The sequence below is a fragment of the Microvirga sp. RSM25 genome (genome assembly GCF_044784385.1).
In the GTDB taxonomy this organism is placed as follows: domain Bacteria; phylum Pseudomonadota; class Alphaproteobacteria; order Rhizobiales; family Beijerinckiaceae; genus Microvirga; species Microvirga tunisiensis.
Map to the genome: position 1 here is coordinate 2,528,983 of NZ_CP173039.1, position 24,931 is coordinate 2,553,913.

Below are 24,931 nucleotides of genomic sequence, written 5' to 3' on the forward strand. Positions count from 1 at the left end.
GGCCTTTTTTGTTGGCCATATCTGCCCGCGCAGGCGACTTGAATCGCTCCCTCACGCATTTGCATCGATGTGGCAGAAACAGCCACCAACCGATTCTCCCAGAAAGTCTTTTGGGCGCATTGCGTGAGCCGGCGCACGCACCTAAAAGGCGGGCAACCCACCTTCAGAGGACGGCTGATGCTGGAAGTCGAAGACAAGACGCCGCTTCCGAAGCCCGATGGGCCTGAAACCGAATCCCTGGCCTTCAGGGATGAGGAGGGCGAGCTCAATCCGGAATTCCTGGCCGCCGCCGCCGATGCCATTGAGGCCTCGGAAGTCGAGCGCCTGCAGAAGCTCGTCGAAGACTTCCACGAGTCCGAACTCGGCGATCTCCTCGAAGCCCTTGAGCCGGATCAGCGCCCTCGCCTCATCGAACTTCTCGGCGCATCCTTCGACTTTGCCGCGCTGACCGAAGTGGACGAAGCGGTCCGCGAGGAGATCCTTGAGGAGCTCGAGACCGCGACCGTCGCCGAAGGTGTGCGCGAGCTCGATTCCGACGACGCCGTCACCATCCTCGAGAGCATGCGCGAGGAAGAGCAGGCGGAGGTTCTCGACCAGCTGCCGGCCATCGAGCGCGTAGCGCTCCAGCGCTCCCTCGACTATCCCGAGGACAGCGCCGGACGGCGCATGCAGTCCGAGTTCATTGCCGTGCCGCCGTTCTGGACGGTGGGGCAGACCATCGACTTCATGCGCGAGACGGCGGATCTGCCGGAAACCTTCTACGAGATCTTCGTGATCGATCCGGCAGGCCATCTGCTGGGAGCTGTTGCCCTGGACCGGCTCCTGCGCTCGAAACGTCCGGTCACCATCCAGGAGATCATGGACGACGAGCCCGACCGGGTGGAGGCGACCGAGCATCAGGAGGAGGTGGCGCGCCTGTTCGAGCGCTACAACCTCGTCTCCTCCGCCGTAGTGGACGACGCGGGCCGTCTCGTCGGCGTGATCCTCGTCGACGACATCGTGGATGTGCTCGAGGAAGAGGCCGATGCGGACATCAAGCAGCTCGGCGGCGTGAAATCGGACGAAGAGCTCTCGGACACGATCCTCTACATCCAGAGAAGCCGCTTCCCCTGGCTCTTCGCCAACATGTGCACCGCCTTCCTGGCCGCGGGCGTGATCCGGCTTTTCTCGGATTCCCTGGAACGGATGGTGGCGCTCGCCATCCTGATGCCCATCGTCGCCTCCATGGGCGGTAATGCCGGCACCCAGACCATGACGGTAGCCGTCCGTGCCCTCGCCACTCGCGAACTCGGCCGCGCCAACGCCTGGCGCATCATTCGCCGCGAGGCGGCGGTCGGACTGCTCAACGGGCTGGTCTTCGCCATCATCCTGGGCACCCTGGCGGGTCTGTGGTTCCAGTCTCCCCAGCTCGGCTTCGTGATCGGGCTTGCGCTCGTCACGGTGCTGGTCTTCGCGGCGCTCGGGGGAATTTTCGTACCCCTGACGCTCAACCGGCTCGGCGTCGACCCTGCCGTATCGTCAGGCCCCTTCGTCACGAGCATCACGGATATCGTCGGCTTCTTCGCCTTTTTAGGTATCGCAACCGCCTGGTTTCATCTGTAAGCTTGTTTCGCGCCGCGCTCGTAAGAGCCTGTTAACGCTCTTCGGGCATCTCTGGTGCGATCCCGTCCTGCGTACAATACAGTTGAACCGATGAAGACTCGCCGCCGCTCCTCCAGCCGCTCCAAGAGTTCCGGCCTGACGACGTTCGTTCGGGCTGTCCGGTTCAGCGCGCTCGCTGCAATCGCCCTTGGGCTCGCCTCCTGCGCCATTGCTCCTTCGAGCCGCTATCCGGCCAAGGGCGATGCCCGGCCCCATGAGGGTGTCGCGACGGCTCACCGGCTGCCGATCCATGGGGTCGACATCTCCAAGTGGCAGGGCGACGTCGACTGGGCGTCGCTGCGCCAGGCCGGCACCAAGTTCGCCTTCATCAAGGCGACCGAGGGCGGCGACCATATCGACAGCAAGTTCCATGAGAATTGGTGGGAGGCCAAGAAGGCGGGCGTGCCGCGCGGCGCCTACCACTTCGTGTACTGGTGCCGTCCGGCCCACGAGCAGGCGGCCTGGTTCAAGCGGAACGTGCCGCAGGATCCGGATGCCCTCCCCCGGTTCTCGACGTGGAGTGGAACGGGCAATCGGTGAACTGCCCGAAAAAGGTTCCGCGCGAGCAGGCTCTCGCCATGATCGACGTGATGCTGCGCGAGATGGAAGCCCATACGGGCAAGCGGCCGATCATCTATACCGACATCACCTTCCATAAGGAGATCCTGGAAGGCGAGTTCAACGATTACCCCTACTGGATCCGCAGCACGGCCGCCGAGCCCCATGTGCGCTACAACGACCGCCGCTGGACCTTCTGGCAGTTCACGACGACGGGCCGCGTGCCCGGCGTGAGGGGCGACGTGGACCGCAACACGTTCTACGGCACGGAAAACCAGTGGCGCATGTTCGTCCAGAGTGCCTGCGACCCCCGCGACCACAGCCGCCTCAGCCAGCAGGGTGTCTGCCGCGACATGGATGCGGTGCAGACGGCGAGCATCGGCGAATAAGTAGACTAGAGAATCGGTGGATAAGGACGGCTGGACCCTTTCAGTAACGTGAGGATTCGAGCGCACTATCTCAGCGAGACTGGCCTGCAACCGGCGCGAACCTAAACACTTGAGGCCCTTTTTCCAGCGGGAGAAGGGCTTTTATTTTCATGGAAACTGCGAATGGGACCAACAGGACCCTAGCACGCCATTGTGGATACCAACTCAGAGATTACCCGGCGTTTTCCATGTAAAATGGGCGGTTTGCTATCTAAATTAATAGAACCAATTGGCTCTCCACCGACAAACCAGCAGAGCTGAACCTAGAGCTGAAGCGGGCTCCTGTAACACTGCACAGCACGAAACCCTTTGGACACCAGGATCCAAGTTAGGATTGACAACCTAATAGTTCGTGTAACAATATATCATTCCTTAACCTATTTCGACGCAGACCACCGGAGGATAAGGGAGTGCCAATTGTAATTGTAGAGAGAGAGGGCCGTATCATCATCGGCACGGACGCCATAGGCACCGGCACCGATGGAAGCGACAGGATTCTCGAAGCAGGGGACATCGAATGGGATGAGGTGAACTCTCGGTGGATTACCTACTCTTCAGATGACTTCATTGATGGCCTCTCTGGCAACGACTTTATCTGGGGTAACTACGGAAACGATACCATCATCGGTGGTCTTGGCGACGATTATCTCGACGGCGGGATGGGCAATGACATCGTCCGCGGCGGCGCCGGAAATGATCGCCTCTTGGCGAACGGAAACGCAACGCTTGAAGGCGGCACCGGCAACGATCTCTACGAGTACATGATCGACGGGAACAAAGTCATTGACGACGCTAGTGGCGACGACACTGTAGGCGTCAACGTCTTTCGCTATCTGAGCGGTATCTTCCGGAACGGAAACGACCTCACCCTCACCCAAGTCACCGGTCTCTCCCTCGTCATAAAGAATTACTTCGTCACAGGAGAGAATGGAGGCCATGTCGAGAACATCGCGTTCATGGATGGTCCGGTATGGCACATGGCCGATGTCTTAGCCGTGCTTCAGCAAAGCTCGGAAACAACGACACCGCCGCAAGACACTCCCCCTCAATCCACAGATAGCAACGGTTCTCAAACGAACATACCTGAGGAACCTGAGATCGCCGGTCCCTGCCCGCCTGCACGGACTATCGTGGCAGGCAAGGCCGGAAAGGAGCTGTTCACTGGCAACACGGCAGCGGATGTGTTCCAGTTCGCTAGCGCCAAAATGGCAGGCCTTCGCAAGAGCGCAGATGTGATCCTGAACTTCGAGCATGGCGTCGACACCATCGACTTGAGCGGCATCGACGCCAATACAAAGGCCGCCGGCAACAACGCCTTCAATGCCCTCCTGACCGGCAGGAAGCCTTTCACGAAGGCCGGCCAGCTTCATTATGACAGCAAGACGGGTGTTCTCTCCGGCAACACGGACAAGGATGCGGCAGCAGAGTTCCAGATCCAGCTCAAGAACAAGCCGAACATGCTTGATCTGAGTGACTTCGTTCTCTGACCGAAATCTCAAAACAAGGCTTCCAAACTCCCCTGCCCCGCAGGGGGGTTTTTCGTTTGTGCTCCCTTCGACAAAATTTCTCCAGCCTCCCCGCTTGATAAGGGCAGCAATGCTGACCAAAATGATCGGAGAGAAAAAGCGATCCATCGCGTACTCTTTCGGGTCGATGAATGGAATTGGGAGGACACCATGCTGCCGAACGCCGCCAAGGGCTTCAATTTCGATCTCGGCGAGACCGCCGACGCGATCCGCGAAACCGTGCGCGATTTCTCGCAGGAGAAGATCGCCCCTCGGGCGGAGGAGATCGACCGCACTAACCAGTTCCCGCGCGATCTCTGGCCCCAAATGGGCGATCTCGGCCTGCATGGCATCACGGTCGAGGAGGAGTATGGCGGCGCGGGCCTCGGCTATCTCGAGCACGTGATCGCCATGGAGGAGATCTCCCGCGCCTCCGCGTCGGTCGGCCTGTCCTACGGGGCCCATTCGAACCTCTGCGTCAACCAGATCCGCCGCAACGGCAATAAGGATCAGAAGCGCCGCTACCTGCCTAAGCTGATCTCCGGCGAGCATCTCGGAGCGCTCGCCATGTCCGAGCCGGGTTCCGGCTCCGACGTGGTCTCCATGCGCACCCGGGCCGAGAAGCGCGGCGACCGCTACGTGCTCAACGGCAACAAGATGTGGATCACCAACGGTCCCACCGCCGACACCCTGGTCGTCTATGCCAAGACCGACCCGGAGGCAGGACCGCGCGGCATGACCGCCTTCCTGATCGAGAAGGATTTCAAGGGCTTCTCCACCCACCAGAAACTCGACAAGCTCGGCATGCGCGGCTCCGACACCTGCGAATTGTTGTTCGAGGATTGCGAGGTGCCGGAGGAGAACGTGCTCGGACAGGTGGGCCGGGGGGTGAACGTGCTCATGTCCGGTCTCGACTACGAGCGCGCCGTGCTGGCTGCGGGCTCAACGGGCATCATGCAGGCCTGCATGGACGTGGTGCTGCCCTACATCCACGAGCGCAAGCAGTTCGGGCAGGCCATCGGCGAGTTCCAGCTCGTGCAGGGCAAGGTCGCCGACATGTACGTGACCATGAATGCGGCCAAGGCCTATGTCTACGCGGTCGCCAAGGCCTGCGACCGGGGCGAGACGACCCGCGAGGACGCCGCCGGCGCCATCCTCTACGCGGCGGAGAACGCCACCAGGATGGCCCTCGACGCGATCCAGCTGCTCGGCGGCAACGGCTACATCAACGATTACCCGACCGGCCGCCTGCTGCGCGATGCGAAGCTCTACGAGATCGGCGCGGGCACCAGCGAGATCCGCCGCATGCTGATCGGGCGCGAGCTGTTCGCCAAGTCGGCGTGAAAACGCCCCGGCGGGAAGCGGTCGGGGATTGCCCTTGACCGCCTCGCCATGCCCCTACGGTGGTGATTTTCATTCCGGCAGAAGCGGTTACAGTGAGGAACTCATTGACAGTCGCGAGACCCGAATGACCCTAACGCTGTATGCCCATCCGTTCTCCTCGTACTGCCAGAAGGTCCTGATCGCGCTTTACGAGAACGGCACGCCGTTCGCGTATCGTGTGCTTGGCGATGAGCAAAGCGGCGCTGAATTGGAGGCGCTCTGGCCCATCAAGCGCTTCCCCGTGCTCGTGGACGATGGCCGCACCACCATGGAGGCGACGATCATCATCGAGCATCTCGGACTCCATCACCCCGGACCCGTGCGGCTGATCCCGGAAGACCCGCAGGAGGCGCTCGACGTGCGGCTGATGGACCGCTTCTTCGACAATTACGTCATGACCCCGATGCAGAAGATCGTGTTCGATAGAATCCGCTCGGAAACAGATCGTGACCCCTACGGCGTCGCCGAGGCGAGGACCATGCTCGACAGAGCCTATGGCTGGCTCGACAAGACACTCGCCGGGCGCGAATGGGCCGCCGGCAGCACGTTCAGCCTCGCCGATTGTGCGGCAGCGCCATCGCTGTTCTATGCCGATTGGGCCCATCCCATCCCCGGGGCCTTCGCGCGTGTCCGGGATTATCGCCGTAGGCTCCTCGCCCGGCTATCCTTTGCCCGTGCCGTCGATGAGGCCCGACCCTACCGCCGGTTCTTTCCGCTCGGCGCCCCGGACCGCGACTGATGCACGACAGGATTGCGTTCGAAGGGTCTTCGCTGCGGTAGCGTGCAAGGACGTGGCCCGCTATGAAAGCCTACCTCAACGTCAGGAAACAGCCATGACCCTCGACAAGACCATCGCCGATGCCCTGCGCGCCGCCTCCACGGCCACAATCACCACCGTGCTGCTGAAGAAGGGCGTCCGCCGCTGCTGGATGAAGGGGCCGATGCCGGCCTTCAATGCCACGGAAAAGATGGTCGGGCGCGCGTTCACCCTGCGCTTCGTGCCCGCCCGCGAGGACCTGGCGACGCCGGAATCCTGGGCTTCCCCCACGTCCACCCGCGCCGCCATCGAGGACATGCCGGAAGGCTGCATCGCGGTGGTCGATTCCATGGGCGTCGTCGATGCCGGCATCTTCGGCGACATCCTCACCGCTCGCATGAAGAAGCGTGGCGTGGCCGCGCTGATCACGGATGGCGTGGTGCGCGATGCGGTCGGCGTCGAGGGCACGAACCTGCCGGTCTGGTGCGCGGGCGTCGCCGCTCCGCCCTCGGTGGCGGGCCTCACCTTCGTCGGCTGGCAGGAGCCCATCGGCTGCGGCGGCGTCGCCATCTTCCCGGATGACGTGATCGTCGCCGACCGCGACGGCGTCGTGGTGATCCCCGCCGCCATGGTGGAAGAGGTTGCCAAAGCCGCAGTGGCTCAGGAGCATTATGAGCTCTGGGTCATGCGCGAGGTCGAGAAGGGTGTCCCCCTCCCCGGTCTGTATCCGCCCAACGCCGAGACCAAGGCCCGCTACGAGGCCGAGTTGAACAAGTCTTGAATTAACAACGCTTGTTGATAGCCCTCATCCTGAGGGCCGCCGAAGGCGGTGTCTCGAAGGATCAGGGTGCCTCCAGCGCACACTGGATCCTCCTTAGAGACGCCTGCTGCGCAGGCTCCTCAGGATGAGGGTGATGGGTTGTAAGATGTTGCGTTGAAGCGCCAAGAATAAGGATGGCGGGTGTTCTACACCATCTCGAAAGTCGCGTGGTTCTTCGCCACTCCGTCCAATCTCCTGATCAGCCTCATTCTGCTGGGGCTGATTCTCGCTCTGTTCAAGCGGCTGAGATCCTTCGGGATTGGGATGAGCCTCGTCGTCACGCTGGCGACCATCGCACTCGGCCTCCTGCCCATCGCCAGCTACATCCTGCTGCCGCTGGAAGAGCGGTTTTTACCCTTCCGCGACGATGGCAAGCCGGTGGACGGGGTCGTCCTTCTCGGCGGCTCCGTGGAGGCAGCGGATTCTGCTTCGCGCGGCATGATCGTCTCCAATGAATCGGCGGAGCGTGTGCTCGACACGATTGAGCTCGCCCACCGCTATCCGAAGGCCCTCATCCTGATTTCGGGCGGAGGCGGCACGGTCTTCGGTGACGGCGCGGCCGAGGCTCCCATCATCGCCGCTTATCTCGGAAGTGTCGGCATCGATCCGAGCCGCATCCTCGTGGAGGAGCGCTCGCGCACCACATCCGAGAACGCGGTCTTTTCGCGTGATCTCGCCAAGCCTCGGGAAGGCGAGCGCTGGCTCCTCGTGACATCGGCCTGGCACATGCCGCGTGCGGTCGGCGTTTTCGAGAAGGCGGGCTTCCCCGTCACACCCTATCCGGTGGATTTCCGGACCGGCGGCGGGGGCAACAATCACCGCCCCTTCGCCTTCGTCTCGGAAGGCTTGCGTCGCCTTGATCTGGGCGCGAAGGAATGGGCGGGCCTAATCGGTTATTATGCGACGAACCGCACGCCGAGGCTCTTCCCCGGCCCTCAGGCTTCCGCTTCCGGCGGCAGCGCCAACCGATAGGTCCCCCGAAAATCGTCTGGATCGACCGGACGGCCCTTGCGCAGGATGACGATGCGCCCGTCCTTCATGAGGCGCACGGCCACTTTCCGGACCGGCTGCATCAAAGGACCCCACCCATCCGGCTGATTGCCGCCGATGGCCTGGGCCACATCGGCCGGGCCGATTGTTTTGCCAGGGCCACGCTCTTTGAGGAGAGCCAGCACGGCAGCTTCCAGTTCCTCGGGACTCGCGCTTTTAGACATCGGTTTGCCTCAAGACTGCATCGTGGGCATCTGACAGGAACTGGCGCCGCCACATCACGAGCAACACGCCGGCCGTCGCCCCGATGAAGAGATAGGCGCTGACGAACCAGCCGAGATAGGCAAGCGAGAAGAAGAACGCCCGCTGTCCCCGGTTAAAATGCTTGCCGGCCACCGCGTTCATCGCGCCGGCCTGACGGGCGACGGCCAGCGCCTCCTCGCGGCTGCTCTCCTTCAGCACGGGTACCGCTCCGACGAGGATCGCCATGTAGTTGAACAGCCGGTAGGACCAGGCGAACTTGAAGAAGGCATAGACGAAGATGACCGCCAGCCCCACCACCTTCACATCCCAGGCCAGTCGTGTCGGAGGCTCCCCGAAGGGCAGATCGGCGAAGACAGGAAGCACCGAGTCGGTGGATTGCAGAAGGGCCAGCACACCGCCGATGGCGATCAGCGAGGTCGAGGCGAAGAACGCGGTGCCGTTCATGAGCGAGGCCATGATCGTGGTGTCGACGATCCGGTTCTCGCGCACCACCATCTGCTCCATCCAGCGATAGCGGTACTGGTTCATGAGCTTGTTCAAGCTCTTCTGCCCGGCAGGCGAGAGTTCGACCGCCGCGTGATAGCCGAACCAGGCGATGATGAAGAATGCCAGCGCCACATAATCGAGATCGGTGAAACCCAGCACCCGTCGCCTCCGGTTGACTCCGCCGCTATCTTGCCCAGTTTGTTGAAGAGCTCATAGGGAAGAATGGCCTTCATGCCTCAATCCATCACACGCGGCTACAAGACATTGCTCGACGAGGCCAATGCAAAGATCAGGACGCTGCCCGTCGCCGAGGCTTTGGCTCTGCATGGCCGCGAGAATGTCGTCTTCGTGGATCTGCGCGACCCAAGAGAGCTCGAGCGTGAGGGCCGCGTTCCCGGCGCCGTCCACTGTCCGCGCGGCATGCTGGAATTCTGGATCGATCCGGAAAGCCCCTATCACAAGCCGGTCTTTGCTCAGGACAGGACCTACGTGTTCTTCTGCGCCGCCGGCTGGCGCTCCGCCCTTTCGACCGCGACGGCACAGGACATGGGGTTGAAGCCCGTTGCTCATGTGGAGGGCGGCTTTACCGCCTGGAAGAATGCGGGCGGTCCTGTCGAGACCGCCGAGCCGTCGAAGGGCTAAGCCGTTCTCCGAATCTCGAAGCGGCCGGAAGCATCGAAGTCGGGTTCGCCATGAGCCAGGATTTCGACCTTTTCCACCCGCGAGCCGGTGGGTCCCGCATGGCAGGCCTTCAGCATCACGTCGACGAGGTTTTCGGGACCCGAGAACACCGCTTCGACCGTACCGTCGCGCCGGTTGCGCACCCAGCCCTTGAGCCCATGCAATTCAGCCTGATGCTGCGTCCAGGCGCGAAAGCTCACGCCCTGGACGCGTCCATGGATCAGAACGTGTGAAGTTCGGTTCTCGGCCATCGTACCTTACCGGTGTGCATGGCGGGCATCGGTGTGACGCCCGGCGTAATCCTCATCGAGCGTCTGGATAATGCGTTCTCCCTTCTCAGGGTCCGGCTTACCCGAAAATCCGATCGATCTTGGCTTTCATGCCGGGAACCTCTCCTTCGTTCAGCGACCCCGGCGAACCGTTCCGGAAGGGGCATTCCAGAGCGGTCGAACCTTGGGGCTCTGCTGAATCGGGGCCGAACTCTGCGCCTTGGGCAGCCAGATTCCGAGGCTTCGGATGTAGTCCTCCGGCAGGCCCGCATGCCCGGCCGCCTCTACCACCCCTTCCATGTAACCCGGAAGCGGCGTGCCCGCCTTGGCGCTCCGCCCGATATAGACGACGGCCCGACGCGGCCCTTTCTCGGTCACGACAGGCTGGACCACCTTGGTATAGAGGCCCGTCGAGAGGCTCTCATATCGATCGAGGGCGGGCACGTCGGCCAGGGCCAGGTCCCAGACCATGCCCCAGACCGCGCGCTGCGGATCGCGCACCACGGAGGCATAGCCTTCGTCGAAAATGATGAAGCGGTGCCGCATGAGCCGCCCGATGCCGACCGGCTTCGAAGCCGGGCAGCGCTGAAGCATGGCGGCTTGGTCCATGTTGGACCCATAGGCGAAATAGAGGGGCATGATCTAAGCGCTTCCTCGAGTGCTGATGCGTCTCATGCTGAGAGGCTGGCCGGACACGTCCCTCCCTCGTCATCACCGGCCTTGTGCCGGTGATCCCGATTGTCTGAAGCGCGGCGCTCTTCGTATCGGGATGGCTGGGACAAGCCCGGCCATGACGTCCAGTCTCTGCCTTACAGAAGGCTAGCCGACCTTTTCCGATTCCTGGCCGGTTTTTCAGGATGAGGACGGCGGTTATGAACCGGTCTTCAGGACAACGACCGAATATGACCGCCTTACGCGAATTCCATGATCACGGCATCGACCGCCAGGCTGTCGCCTTCCTTGGCGTGGATCTTGGAAATGGTGGCGTCCCGCTCGGCACGCAACACGTTTTCCATCTTCATCGCCTCGACAATGCACAAAGGCTCCCCTGCCTTGATCTCCTGGCCCACGCTCACGCTGATCGCCTTCACCAGCCCTGGCATCGGACAGAGCAATTGCTTGCCCGTGTCGGCCTCCAGCCGCTCCGGCATGAGGGCCGTCAGCTCCGCCTCGCGCTTGGTGTAAACCCTCACCTCGGCCGCCGCCCCTGCATGGGAAAGTACAACGCCGTTAAGGATCGGCCGCACCTGGACGGCAATGGACTCGCCGCCCACCGTGCCGGTCCAGACCGGCTGGCCGGGCACCCAGCCCGAGACGATGGGCCAGGCTTGGTCGTTGATCACGACCGCAAAACCGTCCTCGATGTCCTCGATCACCACCTCATGCCGCTCTCTGCCCAGCAGCACCACCCGCTCGCGGTCGAACTGCACGCTGGAGGCCTGGCGCATCTGGCCCGAGATGTGGCGCTTGCGCTCGTTGAGCAGGTGATCGATGGCAGCGCCCACCGCCGCCATGCGCAAAGCCACGTCGCCCTCCGGCGCCGGAGCCTTGAACCCCTGCGGGAACTCCTCGGCGATGAAACCCGTGGAGAGCTTGCCTGAGCGCCAGCGCGGATGCTGCATCAGGGCCGAGAGGAACGGGATGTTGTGGCGGATGCCGTCGATGGCGAAGGCGTCGAGCGCCGTCGCCTGGGCCTCGATGGCCTGGAGGCGCGTCGGAGCATGGGTGACCAGCTTGGCGATCATGGGATCATAGTAGATCGAGATCTCGCCGCCCTCGTACACGCCGGTATCGTTGCGCACCGTGACGCCGTGGCGTTCGCCCTCCTGCGGCGGGCGGTAGGTGACGAGGCGACCGGTCGAGGGCAGGAAGTTGCGCACCGGGTCTTCCGCATAGATGCGGCTTTCCACCGACCAGCCCTTGAGCTTCACATCGCTCTGGCCCAGCCTTAAGCGCTCGCCGGCGGCGACGCGGATCATCTCTTCCACCAGATCGATGCCGGTGATCATCTCGGTCACCGGATGCTCCACCTGCAGGCGGGTGTTCATCTCGAGGAAGTAGAACGACTTGTCCTGACCGGCGACGAACTCCACCGTTCCGGCCGAGTCGTAGCCGACGGCCTTGGCCAGCGCGACCGCCTGCTCGCCCATGAGGCGGCGGGTGGCCTCGTCGAGGAGCGGCGACGGCGCCTCCTCGATGACCTTCTGGTTACGGCGTTGGATCGAGCACTCGCGCTCGCCGAGATAGATCACGTTGCCATGCTTGTCGCCGAGCACCTGGATCTCGATGTGGCGCGGATCGGTGATGAACTTCTCGACGAAAACACGGTCATCGCCGAAGGACGAAGCCGCCTCGGACTTGGCGCGCGCGAACCCCTCGGCCACCTCGTCGGCGGAAAAGGCGATGCGCATGCCCTTGCCTCCTCCGCCGGCGGAGGCCTTGATCATGACCGGATAGCCGATCTCGTTGGCGATGGTCACTGCCTGCTCCGGCCCCTCGATCACGCCGAGATAGCCTGGAACCGTGGATACCTTCGCGGCGGCTGCCGCCTTCTTCGACTCGATCTTGTCGCCCATGGCGGCGATGGCGCCGGGGTTGGGGCCGATGAAGACGATGCCGGCCTCAGCCAAAGCCTTTGCGAAGGCCTCGCGCTCGGAGAGGAAGCCGTAGCCGGGATGCACGGCCTGGGCGCCAGTCTGCTTGCAGGCCTCGATGATTCTCTCGATCACGAGGTAGGATTGGGCGGCCGCGGCCGGTCCGATATGGACGGCCTCGTCGGCCATCTCCACGTGGAGGGCGTCCCGGTCGGCATCGGAATAGACGGCAACGGTCTTGATGCCCATGCGCCGGGCGGTCTTGATGACCCGGCACGCGATCTCGCCCCGGTTCGCAATCAGGATCTTGTCGAACATGAACCCTCGAACGCTCCACCCAAACAAAACTAAACCCCACCTCCGTTACTGCACATCCGTGCCTTGGGGAAGCGGGGCTTCGTCAGCATTTAGCGTTAGATAGAGCGCTCTCCTCAGGCGGCCATCTGGGAGAGCCTCGCCTGCTGGCGGCCGCGCATGATGAAATCGAGAAGCGCCACATCGACGTAGCCGGCCTCGTCGAGGATGGCGTAGGCGATACTCATGGCATTCGGAGACGGACCGCTGATCTCGAGCAGGGTTGCGAGCCAGAAGGCGTCGTCATTGCTGACCACGCCGTGGGGCGCCCGGTTCCAGACGACGAAATCGACCACGAGCTTGGTCAGGACCGGGCCCCAGCTCTCCGCGGCATCGACGACGCGGTCGAGCGCCAGCAGGGATTCGACCTCGAGACGGCTCGTGATGCCAGTGTCCAGGATCTCGCCCTGAAGCATCTTCACGTCATCATCCGAAACATGGTTCGCCTCGGTGATCCTGTCGATGAAATCGCGAAGTTGATCCTTCATCATCCGTTTGACTCCCGCCGGCTTTTCATTGGCTGGCTGCCGGTTGATCGCTTGTCCGAGGATGACTCTCACACGGATGGCAGGCTCAAACCGTTAACACGACATACTGAATCGCCGTTGAGGTTAAGCGTTGTTGAGAGACTTTGGTTGCTGGAATCTTGCCGAACCGAATTCTCCAGGAATCACGCGCAGTTGCATGCCGGGGACCTGTAGCTTTGCAATGCCGCAAGGTCACCCTTTCCGCACTTCAGCGGTCTTCGATGATACCTATGTTCTCGACAACGCAGCGCAAATCCGCGCTCGCCCGTTAAGGAATAGTCCCATGCGGCACCACGGTATTCATCACGTCACTGCCATTGCCGGTCCCGCCCGTCGCAACCTCGACTTCTACACCCGCGTGCTCGGCCTGCGCCTCGTCAAGAAGACCGTCAACTTCGACGATCCCGGCACCTATCATCTCTATTTCGGTGACGGCCTTGGGCAGCCGGGCTCGATTCTGACATTCTTCCCGTGGGAGCATGTCGCACCCGGACGCAACGGGATCGGCTCGACCCAGGAGACTTCGTTCCGGGTGCCTGAGGCGTCTCTCGGCTACTGGGCGCATCGCTTCATCGAGCAGGGCGTCGAGCACGGCACCGTGGAGAAGCGCTTCGGTCAGAGCGTGCTGACCTTCAAGGATCCGCACGGCACCAGCCTCGCGCTCGTCGGCACTCCCAACGCGGAGAGCGAGCCCGCCTGGACGGTCGAAGGCATCCCAGCGGAGCATGCCGTTCGTGGCCTCGAGGGTGTCACGCTCCTCGTCGAAAACGGCGAGCGGACGGGTGCGATCCTCACCGATGTGTTCGGCTTCCGCGAGACTGCTCGCGACGGCTCCCTCGTGCGCTACAAGACCGACGCCCTGATGGGCAGCACGGTTGACATCCGCAGCGCCGGCGGCTTCCTGCCGGGCCGGATGGGCGGCGGCTCCGTCCATCACGTAGCGTTCCGTGCCAAGGACGATGCCGAGGAGGCCGAGATGGTACGCAAGCTCGCCGAGATCCACGGCCTGCAGCCTACGGAGCAGAAGGACCGCAACTACTTCCGGTCCGTCTATTTCCGCGAGCCGGGCGGCATTCTGTTCGAGATCGCCACCGAGGAGCCCGGTTTTGCAGTGGACGAGCCGCAGGACAGCTTGGGCGCCGAGCTGAAGCTGCCGGCGTTCCTGGAGCCTCGGCGCAGCGAGATCGAGTCTCGCCTGCCTGAGCTGGCTTGAACTGACGCCAACCTTCTTCCCCTCCCCTTGCGGGGAGGGATTGAGGGCGGGGGTCGGAAAGCCGGAGCTCATACGTGATCGACAGGCCCCAAGCCTCTTCCTCCCTCGTCATCACCGGTCTTGTGCCGGTGATCCCGATACGGAAAAGCGCCGCGCCCCACCGATCGAGATGGCCGGGACAGGCCCGGCCATGACGTGTGGAAGGTGGCGCACTCAGCCTGACTCCCTGCCCTCCCCGCAAGGGGAGGGAACAAGCGCACACGTGTCTGCCTGACAGAAAGACAAAACCATGACCGAGCTGTCCTTCATCCACCGCTATGAACCCGCCACGGATCCGAAACGTCCGCCGCTCCTGCTGCTCCACGGCACCGGCGGCGACGAGAACGATCTTCAGGACCTCGGCCGCATGATCTCTCCCGGCTCGGCCCTGCTCTCCCCGCGCGGCAAGATCCTCGAGAACGGCATGCCGCGTTTCTTCCGTCGTCTCGCGGAAGGCGTGTTCGACGAGGAGGATGTGAGATTCCGCGCGAACGAGTTGGCGGATTTCGTCGCCGAGGCCCGCAAGGCCTATGGGCTCGAGGCACCCGTTGCCGTGGGCTTCTCCAACGGCGCCAACATCGCCGCCGCCATGCTGATGCTTCGGCCTGAGGCGCTTGCCGGCGCAGCGCTGCTGCGGGCCATGGTGCCGCTGTCGAGCGCACCGCAGGTGGACCTTGCGGGCAAGCGCGTGCTGATGATTTCCGGCGCCATGGATCCGATCATTCCGGCGGATAACTCCAACCGGCTCGCCGCATCGTTATCGGGATCCGGTGCAGAGGTTCAGCACCAGATGCTGCCCACGGGCCACAACCTGTCGCAGTCGGACTTGAGCCTGCTGGTGAAGTGGTTTGCCGAATAGGTGTTTTCAAAGCCTCTGATGGATCCCCGCGAAGGCGGGGATCCATCAACATCCACGGTTCAGGAAGAGGCTCTCGGCGTCACACACTTCCCTGCGCCGTTGCGGTTATGGATTCCGGGCTCCGCTGCGCGGCCCCGGAATGACAGAGAGAGTATGACTTGACCCGCCAGGGCCGGGCTCGTCCCGGCCATCCGCGTCTTACTTAGTGCCAAGAACCCCGGTCTCGAAGAATCGCTCCATGGCATCCTTGGCCGGCCCGATATCGATGCTCCGGCTCGCAAGCCACGCATCGTCGAAATGCGTGCTGCGGTAGCGCTCGCCGGAATCGCAGAGCAGCGTCACGACGGAGCCCTGCTCGCCGTTCTGCACCATCTCGCCGACGATCCGAGCGACCGCCCACAGGTTCGTTCCGGTGGAGCCGCCGCAGGACCGGCCGATGCGGCGCGACAGCACCCGCGCGGCGGCGATGCTCGCGGCATCCGGCACCGCGAATGCGCGGTCGATGAGGTCCGGCACGAAGGACGGCTCGCAGCGCGGGCGGCCGATACCTTCGATCACCGATGGCGGCCCGGAGACACTGCACACGGACCGGTCCGCGAGGTGTCGGTGAAATACGGACGCCTCCGGATCGGCAAGGCACAGCCGCGTCGGCAGGCGGCGGTAACGGATATAGCGACCGAGTGTCGCCGAGGTGCCGCCGGTCCCTGCCCCCACGACGATCCAGCTTGGAACCGGGTGCTCCTCGTGGGACATCTGGCTGAAGATGGATTCAGCGATGTTGTTGTTGCCGCGCCAGTCCGTGGCCCGCTCGGCATAGGTGAACTGGTCCATGTAATGACCGCCGAGTTCCTCGGCGAGACGCGCGCTCTCCGCATACATCTCGGCGGGGCTGTCCACGAAATGGCTCTCGCCGCCATAGAAGGCGATCTGCGCGATCTTTTCGGCCGACGTGGAACGGGGCATCACCGCGATGAAGTGCAGGCCGAGCATCCGGGCAAAATAGGCCTCCGACACGGCCGTGGACCCGCTCGATGCCTCGATGATCGTGGTCTCAGGCCCGATCCAGCCGTTGCAGAGCCCATAGAGAAATAGCGATCGTGCCAGCCGATGCTTCAGGCTTCCCGAGGGATGGGTCGACTCGTCTTTGAGGTACAACTCGATGCCCGGCGCCGCCGGCAGCGGCACTCGCAGCAGATGCGTGTCCGACGAGCGGTTGAAATCCGCCTCGATGATCTGGATGGCGGTGGAGACCCAGGAGCGGGGACAGGGCGTGTTCATAGGACATCTTGGTAAGTGCGCATGGGACGGGACGCAAGGTGCCCATGCCCGAACGGGGTCCCGCTTCTCGGGACATGGTCCCTTCGAACGAAGGCGATTGCCGTAAGGGCATCAAATGCTAGGCTTCCCCCTCAATCAGATGAATCGGGAGGAAGCCATGAGATTTACACGAGCCCTGAGCAGGATTGTCGCCGCACTGGCCGTCACGATGGCGGCCTGGTCCGCCGACGCGGGCACGGTCGTGTCGCAGAAGTTCCAGTCACCGACGTTGAAGCGGGACTGGGTCTACAACGTCTATCTTCCCGACGGCTATGACACGGGCAAGCTGCGATATCCCGTGATGTATCTGCTGCACGGCAATGGCGGCGACGAGAATGAATGGGTCGCCAAGGGCGAGGCCCAGAAGACCATTGACAAGCTCATCGCCGATGGCCTGATGCCTCCTGCTGTCATCGTCCTCCCCTCCGCAACCACCACGTGGTACGTGGATCGCAAGGAGCCGATGGAAACGGCCTTCCTCAAGGATCTGATGCCGGAGGTCGAAGGCAAGTTCCGCATCATGAACGACCGCATGGGACGGGTGATCGGCGGCGTCTCGATGGGTGGCTATGGCTCTCTGCGCTTCGCCCTCAAGAACCCTGAGATGTTTGCGGCCGTGGCTCTTGTCAGCCCCGCGATCTATGTCCCCGAGCCGCCGGAAACCTCATCGGCCCGCCGTGTCGGTGTCTTTGGCGCTGAGCAATACGATCCTGAGGTCTGGAAGTCGCTGAACTATCCGACCCTGCTCGATGCCTTCCTGGCGAAGAAGATCAGCATGCCGGTCCATTTCAGCTCTGGGGACCACGACGATTTCCAGATCGAATACCACGCCACCAACCTGTACAAGGTTTGGCGCGACAACAAGATTCCGGCGGAACTGCGCATCATCGACGGCGCCCACAATTGGGATGCGTTCAAGCAGCTGCTGCCGGATGCCATGCGCTACGTGTTCCAGACGGTTCGGCGGCCGGAGCTCGTAAACGGAGCGTCGCAGTAAGTACCTGTTTTTCCAGCAGCAAGGAAAAGCCCCGGCTGCCTGACCGGGGCTTTTTGATGCCTATAGAGGAATGTTGTCGTGTTTCTTCCAGGGCCGCTCGCTCTCCTTGTGGCGCAGCATGGCGAGCGCCCGGGCGATCCGCCGTCTTGTCGAATGCGGCATGATCACCTCGTCGATGTAGCCGCGCTCGGCCGCCACGAAGGGCGACATGAAGCGGTCCTCGTATTCCTTGGTGCGCGCCGCGATCTTGTCCACGTCGCCGATGTCCTGGCGGAAGATGATCTCCACCGCGCCCTTGGCGCCCATCACGGCGATTTGGGCGGTGGGCCAGGCGTAGTTGATGTCGCCGCCGATATGCTTGGACGCCATCACGTCGTAGGCGCCGCCGAAGGCCTTTCGCGTGATGACGGTGACGAGCGGCACGGTCGCTTCCGAATAGGCGAACAGCAACTTGGCGCCGTGTTTGATCAAGCCGCCATATTCCTGCGCCGTGCCCGGCAGGAAGCCCGGCACGTCCTCGAAGGTGACGATCGGGATGTTGAAGGCATCACAGAAGCGCACGAAGCGCGCGGCCTTACGCGAGGCGTCCGAGTCGAGCACGCCGGCCAGCACCATCGGCTGGTTGGCGACGAACCCCACCGTGCGGCCCTCGACCCGCCCGAACCCGGTGATGATGTTTTTCGCGTAGGATTCCTGGATCTCGAAGAAGTCACCCTCGTCCACGACCTTCAGGATCAGTTCCTTCATGTCATAGGGCTTGTTCGGGTTGTCCGGGATCAGGGTGTCGAGGCTGTCGTCCGTGCGGTTCGGATCGTCGAAGCTCGGGATTTCCGGTACGCCGTCCTGGTTGTTGGCGGGCAGGAAATCGATGAGACGGCGCACCTGCAGCAGCGCCTCGACGTCGTTGTCATAGGCGCCGTCGGCCACCGACGACTTGCTGGTATGGACCTTGGCGCCGCCGAGTTCCTCCGAGGTCACGGACTCGTTGGTGACGGTCTTCACCACGTCGGGGCCGGTGACGAACATGTAGGAGCGGTCGCGCACCATGAAGATGAAGTCGGTCATGGCGGGCGAATAGACGTCGCCGCCGGCGCACGGGCCCATGATCACTGAGATCTGCGGGATCACGCCGGAGGCGATCACGTTGCGCTTGAACACCTCGCCATAGCCGCCGAGCGCCGCTACGCCCTCCTGGATGCGGGCGCCGCCCGCATCGAACAGACCGACGATGGGCGCGCGCATCTTGAGCGCCATGTCCTGGATCTTGATGATCTTCTGGGCATGCGCCTCGGAGAGCGAGCCGCCGAAGACGGTGAAATCCTTGGCGAAGACGAAGATTGTGCGGCCGTTGACCGTGCCCCAGCCGGTGACGACGCCGTCGCCGGGGATCTTGACCTTCTCCATGCCGAAATCGGTGGAGCGGTGCTCGACGAACATGTCGAACTCCTCGAAGGAGCCTTTGTCGAGCAGGAGCTCGATGCGCTCGCGGGCGGTGAGCTTGCCCCGGCCGTGCTGCGCCTCGATGCGCTTTTCGCCACCGCCCAGGCGAGCCTGTGCACGCCGCTCCTCAAGCCGTTCAAGCATGTCTTTCATTGGGAATCCCTGGATGCCGGGGGAATGTTTCCCCTCGCTTAGCACAGCCGTGCGAGGCTCAAAATCCCACTATCGGCTTGGGCCCGGCGTCATTTCACAGGATTGCCCGAAAAAGGCGGAGCCGGGGCTCACGTCGACTTATTGCTGAGCCAAGCGATAAACGGCCGAGGCCGCCTTGAAATCGGCCTCGCGCCGGCGGCGGCGCTCCATGGCCTCGTGATCCTGGCCCCAGACGCTCTCCTGGTAGAGTTCGTCCACATGGGCGGCGGCCCAGGCCTGGTCTACGTCCATCTGCTGCGCCGCGTGGGCGAGCGCGATCAGGACCGAGCCGGAGAGCGTAGTCATCACGTGCAGGGCGGCGAGAGCGACGGGAGACCTGACCTTCTCGATGGCGCCGCGAATGGCCGCGACGGCCTCGTCGGGCTGGGTCACATGCATGACGCCCTCGCCCAGAGTGAAGCGGGCGCCGTGGGCATCCTTCGCCCAGTCGAGAACCGGGCTCCAGGCATCCTCCTGGGACTTGGCCAGGCGCTCGGGCTCGCCGGCGCGGTAATAGACCAGATCGGACCCGGCATAGCGGACGAGATCGTCCACGACCTCCGCCTTCCGGGGCGCGACGCCGTCGATGGCGGAATTGACGATGCGGGTAATCGGCATGGTCGAAGGATCGATCTCGGCCCCCTGCCCCTGCCACTCCTCGGCCAGCGCCTCGGCCAGGACTCGCGTAGGCACGGCCAAGGCTTGCTTGCTCGGCGTCTTGGCGGTGCGCCCGTCCAGGGTCAGAAAGAACAGGCCGTCCCGCTCCTCGACGCCGGCTTCCTTGTAGAAGCGCTTGGGCAACGTGGGCTTCATGCCGGCCTGGGCCGCGCGCATGGGGTTCGCTTCCTCTTCCGACGGAAACCAGTCGCGTGAATCTGTCATGGGCGTGACATAGGAGTTCAAGCGGAAATCTTCGAGGGTGGGTCCAGGAATTCCTGCAGCACAGCCTCGAGCTCCGCATAGGAATGCACGATAGGGCCCGCTCCCGCCTCGGTCAGAGCGGCTACGGGCTGGAACCCCCAGGAGACGCCCACCGGCAGCACCCCGGCCGCACGGGCCATGGCCATGTCGAAACTCGAATCGCCCACCATGACGGTGCCATGGGGGCCGGCCCCGGTCTCCCGCATCGCCTGCAGGATCATGCCGGGATGGGGTTTGGAGGGCGCATCGTCGGCGGTCTGGATCACGGAAAAGACGTCATGCCAGCCGTGCCGGTCAAGCAGGTGGGCAACGCCGCGCCGGGATTTGCCGGTCGCAATCCCGAGCAGCACATCCTCGCGGCCATCAAGCCATTCGAGGCAACGCTCGACACCAGGAAAAAGAGGCTCCGCATTCGTCGGATCCTGGCGCAGGGTGAGGAACGCGTCCTTGTAGGCCTCGACCAAACTGTCGATAGGGCCTTTCGGCCCCACCAGAACCGTAAAAGCCTCCGCCAGGGACAGACCGACGATGGAAAGCGAACGCTCCCGACTCGGCGGCTCCAGCCCATGGGCAGCGAACGCCATCTGCTGCGCGGCGACGATGATGTTCTGGCTGTCGACCAGCGTGCCGTCGACATCGAAGAGAACGAGCTTCAAGGGTCTTTCCCAGTCGGATGGAGATGCCAGCGGCTTAGCTCTGCGGCTTGTCGGCGTGGCAGAACTGCGGCGTGTTCATATTCCAATTGCCGCACTTGTCGCAGGCCGTTGCGAGCAGGCCGAGACCGATGACGGCGGTGACACGAATGATGCGCTTCATGTGGGAGCCCCCTTATGGGCGGGCACCTTATTCAATATTTCATGCCGCTGCCAGAAGGCGTCTCCAGGAAACAATCCTCTGCACCCGGTTTTTTCCTGCTGGCGTTCTATATCCATGCCTAGACCAAGAGCGGGATAGGGTTTGTCCGGAAAATGGGCCAAGAAGAATAAATGATGACGACCGAGCCCATGGACAGGGACGCTCTGCTGCACAGACTTGCGGACTTGGAACGCGAGAACCGAGAGCTGCGAGCACGGCTCCATGAGCAAGGCTCCGACCGCATCGCCGGCCGTTCATCCGATTACGCCAGCGAGTTACAGCTCAAACAAATCGCCGATCATCTGCCGGCTCTCATTGCCTATGTGGATGCAGATCAGCGCTACCGCTTCAACAACATGGCCTATGAGCACTGGATCGGGCAGACGCCGGAAAGCCTGTACGGGGTTCATCTGAGGGATGCCGTCGGCGCACCGACTTATGAACGGGTAAGGCCCTATATCGAGGCCGCCCTGGCCGGCGAACGTACAGGCCATGAATGGTGGGCGCCCTTTCCCTCGGGCATTCGCTACGTGAAATCGGAGTACATTCCAGACCGCAGGAGCGATGGCCGCGTCGCGGGATTCTACGTGCTGGCAGCCGATCTCACCGAAACCAAGCGGTCGCAGGCGGCCTTGTCCGAAAGTGAGGCTCGTCTGCGCCTCGCCATCGATGCCGGGCGCATGGCCGTCTGGGAGGTCGGAACGGCCACGGACACATTGACGGTTTCACCGGAGTTGAAACGGCTGCTCGGTCTTCCCCCGGATGCAACCCTGTCTACGGAGGACATCAGGGCTCGCTACTATCCCGGCGAACGTGAGCGCCTTCGAGCCACTGTCGCGGAGGCCCTCTCTCGCGGGGATCGACATGTGGAGACCGAGTTGCGGGTGGTCTGGCCTGACGGCTCCCAGCACTGGCTCCTGCTTCGGGCGGAGATGCAGGACGTCAAGGACGGCATACCGACCAGAACCTTGGGCGTGGCGCTCGACATTACGGAGATGAAGAGGGCCGAGGAGCACCAGCAGCTTCTCATCAACGAGCTCAATCATCGTGTGAAGAACACCCTTGCGACCGTTCAATCCATTGCCTCCCAGAGCCTGCGCAACGCAGGGACAGCGAGCGAGGCCCGCGATGCAGTCGAGGGCCGTCTGTTTGCCCTCTCCCGCGCTCACGACGTGCTGACCCGCGAGAACTGGGACGGGGCCTATCTGCGCGAAGTCATCCAGGAAGCCATCGCACCCTTCCAAGGCCATGGGCACAGCCGTTTCGATCTTCACGGTCAGGATGTGCGCCTGCCGCCTCGCATCGCCCTTGCCGTCGCCATGGCGCTCCAGGAACTCGGCACCAATGCGGTCAAATACGGTGCCCTGTCCAACCAGACGGGACGCATCGCGATCAGCTGGTCGATGACGAAGCAAGCCGGCGGGATGAGGCTGGAACTGGCCTGGAAGGAGAAGGGTGGTCCTCCTGTCGCCGAACCGAGCCGCAGGGGATTCGGCACGCGCCTGATCGAGCGCAGCCTTGCTCAGGAGCTCAACGGAGATGTCACCATCACCTTCGCGCCGACCGGCGTCGTCTGTACGATCCATGCGCCGCTCAACGACGATGATGACATGAACCGGGAAGCTGCCAGCATCTGAAGGTCGAAGCGAATATCTGACGTCTTGCCGCCGGTTCAGGCAGCCAGTCTCGTCTCCTGCTTCGCGACGATCTGGCGGACTTCATCGCCTTCGATGGTCTCATGCTCCAGAAGCGCCTTGGTCAAGGCATCGAGCGCATCGCGGTTGTCCTCGATGCAGGTCTTGGCCGCCGCATACATCTCGTCGATGATGCGGCGGATTTCCTGCTCGACCTCACGCGGGAGGCTATCGCCCGAGCGCGCCACGCGGACCATGCCGATGGCCGGACTCATGCCCCATTCAGTGACCATCTTGGTGACGATGTTGGTGGCGTGAGCGATGTCGCTGGCGGCCCCGGTCGTGACCTTCTTGGGGCCGAACACGACCTCCTCGGCCGCGCGGCCGCCCATGGCGACGATCAGGTCCGCCTCGAGCTTCTCCACCGGAATGCAGAACCGGTCGTGATCGGGCAGCCGCATCACGAGGCCGAGCGCCTGGCCATGGGGGATGATGGTGGCGCTGTGCACCTTGTCGGAGGCCGGCAGCAGGCAGGCGCAGAGCGCGTGGCCCGCCTCGTGGACGGCCACCAGCCTGCGCTCCTCGTCCGAGATCACGAGGGAGCGCCGCTCGAGACCCATGATGATCTTGTTGCGGGCTGCCTCGAGATGGTCACGCGTGACCGCTTCGCCACCCTCGCGAGCCGCAAAGATCGCAGCCTCGTTCAGGAGATTGCCGAGATCGGCTCCCGAGAAGCCGGGCGTGCCCTTGGCGATGGAAGCGAGACTCACACCTTCCGCGAGCTTAACGTTGCGGGCATGAACGTTGAGGATCGCCTCACGGCCGCCGATATCGGGCAACCCGATATGGACCTGACGGTCGAAGCGGCCGGGGCGCAGGAGAGCCGGATCGAGCACGTCGACGCGGTTCGTGGCGCCGATGACGATCACGCCGGCGGTGGTGTTGAAGCCATCCATCTCGACCAGGAGCTGGTTCAGCGTCGACTCGAACTCACGATCGGCTGCCGATCCGCCGCCCCCGCGTTTGCGACCGATGGCGTCGATCTCGTCGATGAAGATCAGGCAAGGCGCCTTCTTCCGGGCCTGCTCGAAGAGCTTGGACACACGACCCTTGGCAATGCCAATCAGAGGCGCCGAGAAGTCGCTGCCTGACACGGCCATGAAGGAGACCCCCGCCTCACCGGCCAGCGCCTTGGCGATGAGCGTCTTGCCCGTTCCGGGTGGTCCGACCATCAGGAGGCCGCGGGGGATGCGGGCTCCCACCTTCTTGAAGGCATCGGAATCGCGCAGGAATGCGATGACCTCCTGCAGCTCGGCCTTGGCCTCTTCCTGGCCGGCGACATCGTCGAAGCGGTTGGGAATGCTCCGGATCACACGAGGCCAGCGCGAGGTCGGCTTGAAATCGGTCTGGATCGCCAGCATCACGAGCACGGCCCCCACGAGGACGAGCGGCACCAGAATGCTGGCCAGATGGGCTGCATCGAAGCCGGGCTTCTTGAAATCGACCTCTGCCCCGGATGCCGTGATCCGCTCGATGTAATCGGCACTCACGAGACCATTGGGCATGCGCACTAGAACGTTCCTGTCCGCCATCGAGACGGAGAGGCCGCCGCTCTCGATCAGGACCTTCTGGACCTTTTTTTCAGCCAATTGCCGGGTGAACTCGGAATAGGTGATCTCGACAGCAGGCTCTGCGAGCAGGCGGGGACCGATGAACACGGCGGCCGCAATGACTAGGGCAAGGATGGCGGCTGAAACAGCCACGCTCTTCTTGGTCAGAACCCTTCTAGCTTTTTCGAGAACGTTGGTCACAGGCGGCGCCCCCATAGCGCAGTATGAAGTTTTTTGGAGGAGCCGCTGTTTAGTCTATTTTGACGCAGATCGCAGTACGGCGAATGGGCACACCCACCGAACGGGGAGGTTCCGCTCAGTTCAGAAGATCGCTGTATTCCTTGTGACGGCGGATCCAGGCCCAGGCATAACCGCAAAGTGGCGTGATCGACCGCCCTTCCGATCGTGCGATCTCGGCCACGCCGCGCATCAGGTCGCCTGCGGCGCCAGTGCCGCGCAGGGGGATGGCAGCCTCCACATGCCGGATCACGAGATCGGACCCGCGCCGTTCATAATTGGCGAAAGCGATCTGCCCGTCTCGTTCCAGTTCGAATCGATGGCGGGCGACGTTGTCGCGAACAGTGCTGCTCATGCTTC

General features: G+C 63.2%; 23 protein-coding genes and 2 pseudogenes. 12 read left to right on the forward strand and 13 right to left on the reverse strand.

The features are described 5' to 3' along the window. Positions 1-177 precede the first annotated feature (177 nt). The 7 genes and pseudogenes from mgtE to ACD578_RS11980 all read left to right on the forward strand — a co-directional run bounded on the left by mgtE (position 178) and on the right by ACD578_RS11980 (position 8,064). Complete coding sequence (gene mgtE / locus ACD578_RS11950) at positions 178-1,602, forward strand: magnesium transporter (protein WP_404293289.1); 1,425 nt, start codon at positions 178-180, stop codon at positions 1,600-1,602. Positions 1,603-1,692: 90 nt separating this feature from the next. Next, positions 1,693-2,588 (forward strand): annotated as a pseudogene (locus tag ACD578_RS11955) (GH25 family lysozyme). A 449-nt stretch (positions 2,589-3,037) separates the two neighbouring features. Continuing rightward, on the forward strand, positions 3,038-4,114 hold the full coding sequence (locus ACD578_RS11960; RefSeq protein ID WP_404293292.1) for a calcium-binding protein: 1,077 nt from the start codon (positions 3,038-3,040) through the stop codon (positions 4,112-4,114). Positions 4,115-4,303: 189 nt separating this feature from the next. Next, complete coding sequence (locus ACD578_RS11965; RefSeq protein ID WP_404293295.1) at positions 4,304-5,476, forward strand: isovaleryl-CoA dehydrogenase; 1,173 nt, start codon at positions 4,304-4,306, stop codon at positions 5,474-5,476. A 124-nt stretch (positions 5,477-5,600) separates the two neighbouring features. Next, positions 5,601-6,254, forward strand: coding sequence for a glutathione S-transferase family protein (locus ACD578_RS11970; RefSeq protein WP_404293297.1), 654 nt, complete (start codon positions 5,601-5,603; stop codon positions 6,252-6,254). Between the two features lie 94 nt (positions 6,255-6,348). Next, positions 6,349-7,053 (forward strand): ribonuclease activity regulator RraA, encoded by a 705-nt coding sequence (locus tag ACD578_RS11975; protein ID WP_152714033.1) that lies wholly within the window; start codon positions 6,349-6,351, stop codon positions 7,051-7,053. Between the two features lie 180 nt (positions 7,054-7,233). Beyond that, entirely contained in the window at positions 7,234-8,064 is an 831-nt protein-coding gene (locus ACD578_RS11980) for a YdcF family protein (RefSeq protein ID WP_404293300.1), read from the forward strand. Here the strand turns inward: ACD578_RS11980 and ACD578_RS11985 are convergent. Together ACD578_RS11985 and ACD578_RS11990 are read right to left on the reverse strand one after the other, a co-directional pair. Next, on the reverse strand, positions 8,028-8,306 hold the full coding sequence (locus ACD578_RS11985) for a DUF3253 domain-containing protein (protein WP_404293302.1): 279 nt from the start codon (positions 8,304-8,306) through the stop codon (positions 8,028-8,030). The genes ACD578_RS11980 and ACD578_RS11985 overlap by 37 nt on opposite strands. Next, complete coding sequence (locus ACD578_RS11990) at positions 8,299-8,991, reverse strand: DUF599 domain-containing protein (protein ID WP_404293305.1); 693 nt, start codon at positions 8,989-8,991, stop codon at positions 8,299-8,301. Before ACD578_RS11990 ends, ACD578_RS11985 begins: the two co-directional genes overlap by 8 nt. Before the next feature lie 72 nt (positions 8,992-9,063). Here ACD578_RS11990 and ACD578_RS11995 point away from each other — a divergent pair, with 72 nt between their 5' ends. Further along, positions 9,064-9,474, forward strand: coding sequence for a rhodanese-like domain-containing protein (locus ACD578_RS11995; RefSeq protein WP_404293308.1), 411 nt, complete (start codon positions 9,064-9,066; stop codon positions 9,472-9,474). On the opposite strand, the gene ACD578_RS12000 is transcribed toward ACD578_RS11995, so the two are convergent. The 4 genes and pseudogenes from ACD578_RS12000 to ACD578_RS12015 all read right to left on the reverse strand — a co-directional run bounded on the left by ACD578_RS12000 (position 9,471) and on the right by ACD578_RS12015 (position 13,221). Beyond that, a complete protein-coding gene (locus tag ACD578_RS12000) occupies positions 9,471-9,764 on the reverse strand; it encodes an acylphosphatase (RefSeq protein ID WP_404293310.1) in 294 nt (97 codons plus the stop codon). The genes ACD578_RS11995 and ACD578_RS12000 overlap by 4 nt on opposite strands. A gap of 246 nt (positions 9,765-10,010) precedes the next feature. Continuing rightward, positions 10,011-10,421 (reverse strand): annotated as a pseudogene (locus tag ACD578_RS12005) (gamma-glutamylcyclotransferase family protein); the annotation flags it as partial. A 272-nt stretch (positions 10,422-10,693) separates the two neighbouring features. After that, entirely contained in the window at positions 10,694-12,694 is a 2,001-nt protein-coding gene (locus ACD578_RS12010) for an acetyl-CoA carboxylase biotin carboxylase subunit (protein WP_404293312.1), read from the reverse strand. Positions 12,695-12,807: 113 nt separating this feature from the next. Further along, positions 12,808-13,221 carry a hypothetical protein gene (locus ACD578_RS12015; RefSeq protein ID WP_404293314.1) on the reverse strand — a complete coding sequence of 138 codons (414 nt, stop codon included), beginning with the start codon at positions 13,219-13,221 and terminating at the stop codon, positions 12,808-12,810. A gap of 319 nt (positions 13,222-13,540) precedes the next feature. Here ACD578_RS12015 and ACD578_RS12020 point away from each other — a divergent pair, with 319 nt between their 5' ends. Continuing rightward, positions 13,541-14,470, forward strand: coding sequence for a ring-cleaving dioxygenase (locus tag ACD578_RS12020; RefSeq protein ID WP_404293316.1), 930 nt, complete (start codon positions 13,541-13,543; stop codon positions 14,468-14,470). A gap of 289 nt (positions 14,471-14,759) precedes the next feature. After that, positions 14,760-15,368: an alpha/beta hydrolase gene (locus ACD578_RS12025; RefSeq protein WP_404293319.1), complete on the forward strand. Its 609-nt coding sequence runs from the start codon at positions 14,760-14,762 to the stop codon at positions 15,366-15,368. 198 nt (positions 15,369-15,566) lie between these two features. On the opposite strand, the gene ACD578_RS12030 is transcribed toward ACD578_RS12025, so the two are convergent. Then, a complete protein-coding gene (locus ACD578_RS12030; RefSeq protein WP_404293322.1) occupies positions 15,567-16,646 on the reverse strand; it encodes a PLP-dependent cysteine synthase family protein in 1,080 nt (359 codons plus the stop codon). A gap of 157 nt (positions 16,647-16,803) precedes the next feature. On the opposite strand from ACD578_RS12030, the gene ACD578_RS12035 reads away from it, so the two are divergent. Further along, positions 16,804-17,682, forward strand: coding sequence for an alpha/beta hydrolase (locus ACD578_RS12035; protein WP_404293325.1), 879 nt, complete (start codon positions 16,804-16,806; stop codon positions 17,680-17,682). Positions 17,683-17,742: 60 nt separating this feature from the next. Here ACD578_RS12035 and ACD578_RS12040 read toward each other — a convergent pair whose 3' ends face one another. The 4 genes from ACD578_RS12040 to ACD578_RS12055 all read right to left on the reverse strand — a co-directional run bounded on the left by ACD578_RS12040 (position 17,743) and on the right by ACD578_RS12055 (position 21,051). Continuing rightward, positions 17,743-19,275 carry an acyl-CoA carboxylase subunit beta gene (locus ACD578_RS12040; RefSeq protein WP_404293328.1) on the reverse strand — a complete coding sequence of 511 codons (1,533 nt, stop codon included), beginning with the start codon at positions 19,273-19,275 and terminating at the stop codon, positions 17,743-17,745. 138 nt (positions 19,276-19,413) lie between these two features. Then, on the reverse strand, positions 19,414-20,196 hold the full coding sequence (locus ACD578_RS12045; RefSeq protein WP_404293330.1) for an ATP12 family chaperone protein: 783 nt from the start codon (positions 20,194-20,196) through the stop codon (positions 19,414-19,416). Between the two features lie 17 nt (positions 20,197-20,213). Next, entirely contained in the window at positions 20,214-20,891 is a 678-nt protein-coding gene (locus tag ACD578_RS12050) for an HAD-IA family hydrolase (RefSeq protein ID WP_404293332.1), read from the reverse strand. A gap of 34 nt (positions 20,892-20,925) precedes the next feature. After that, the gene (locus tag ACD578_RS12055; RefSeq protein WP_404293334.1) at positions 20,926-21,051 is read right to left on the reverse strand and encodes a hypothetical protein; all 126 of its coding nucleotides are present in this window, start codon (positions 21,049-21,051) and stop codon (positions 20,926-20,928) included. A 170-nt stretch (positions 21,052-21,221) separates the two neighbouring features. Here ACD578_RS12055 and ACD578_RS12060 point away from each other — a divergent pair, with 170 nt between their 5' ends. Continuing rightward, positions 21,222-22,727, forward strand: a complete 1,506-nt coding sequence (locus ACD578_RS12060) for a sensor histidine kinase (RefSeq protein WP_404293336.1) — start codon at positions 21,222-21,224, stop codon at positions 22,725-22,727. Positions 22,728-22,762: 35 nt separating this feature from the next. On the opposite strand, the gene ftsH is transcribed toward ACD578_RS12060, so the two are convergent. After that, positions 22,763-24,487, reverse strand: coding sequence for an ATP-dependent zinc metalloprotease FtsH (gene ftsH, locus ACD578_RS12065; RefSeq protein ID WP_404293339.1), 1,725 nt, complete (start codon positions 24,485-24,487; stop codon positions 22,763-22,765). A 163-nt stretch (positions 24,488-24,650) separates the two neighbouring features. Continuing rightward, positions 24,651-24,926, reverse strand: a complete 276-nt coding sequence (locus ACD578_RS12070) for a GNAT family N-acetyltransferase (RefSeq protein WP_152712947.1) — start codon at positions 24,924-24,926, stop codon at positions 24,651-24,653. Positions 24,927-24,931 lie beyond the last annotated feature (5 nt).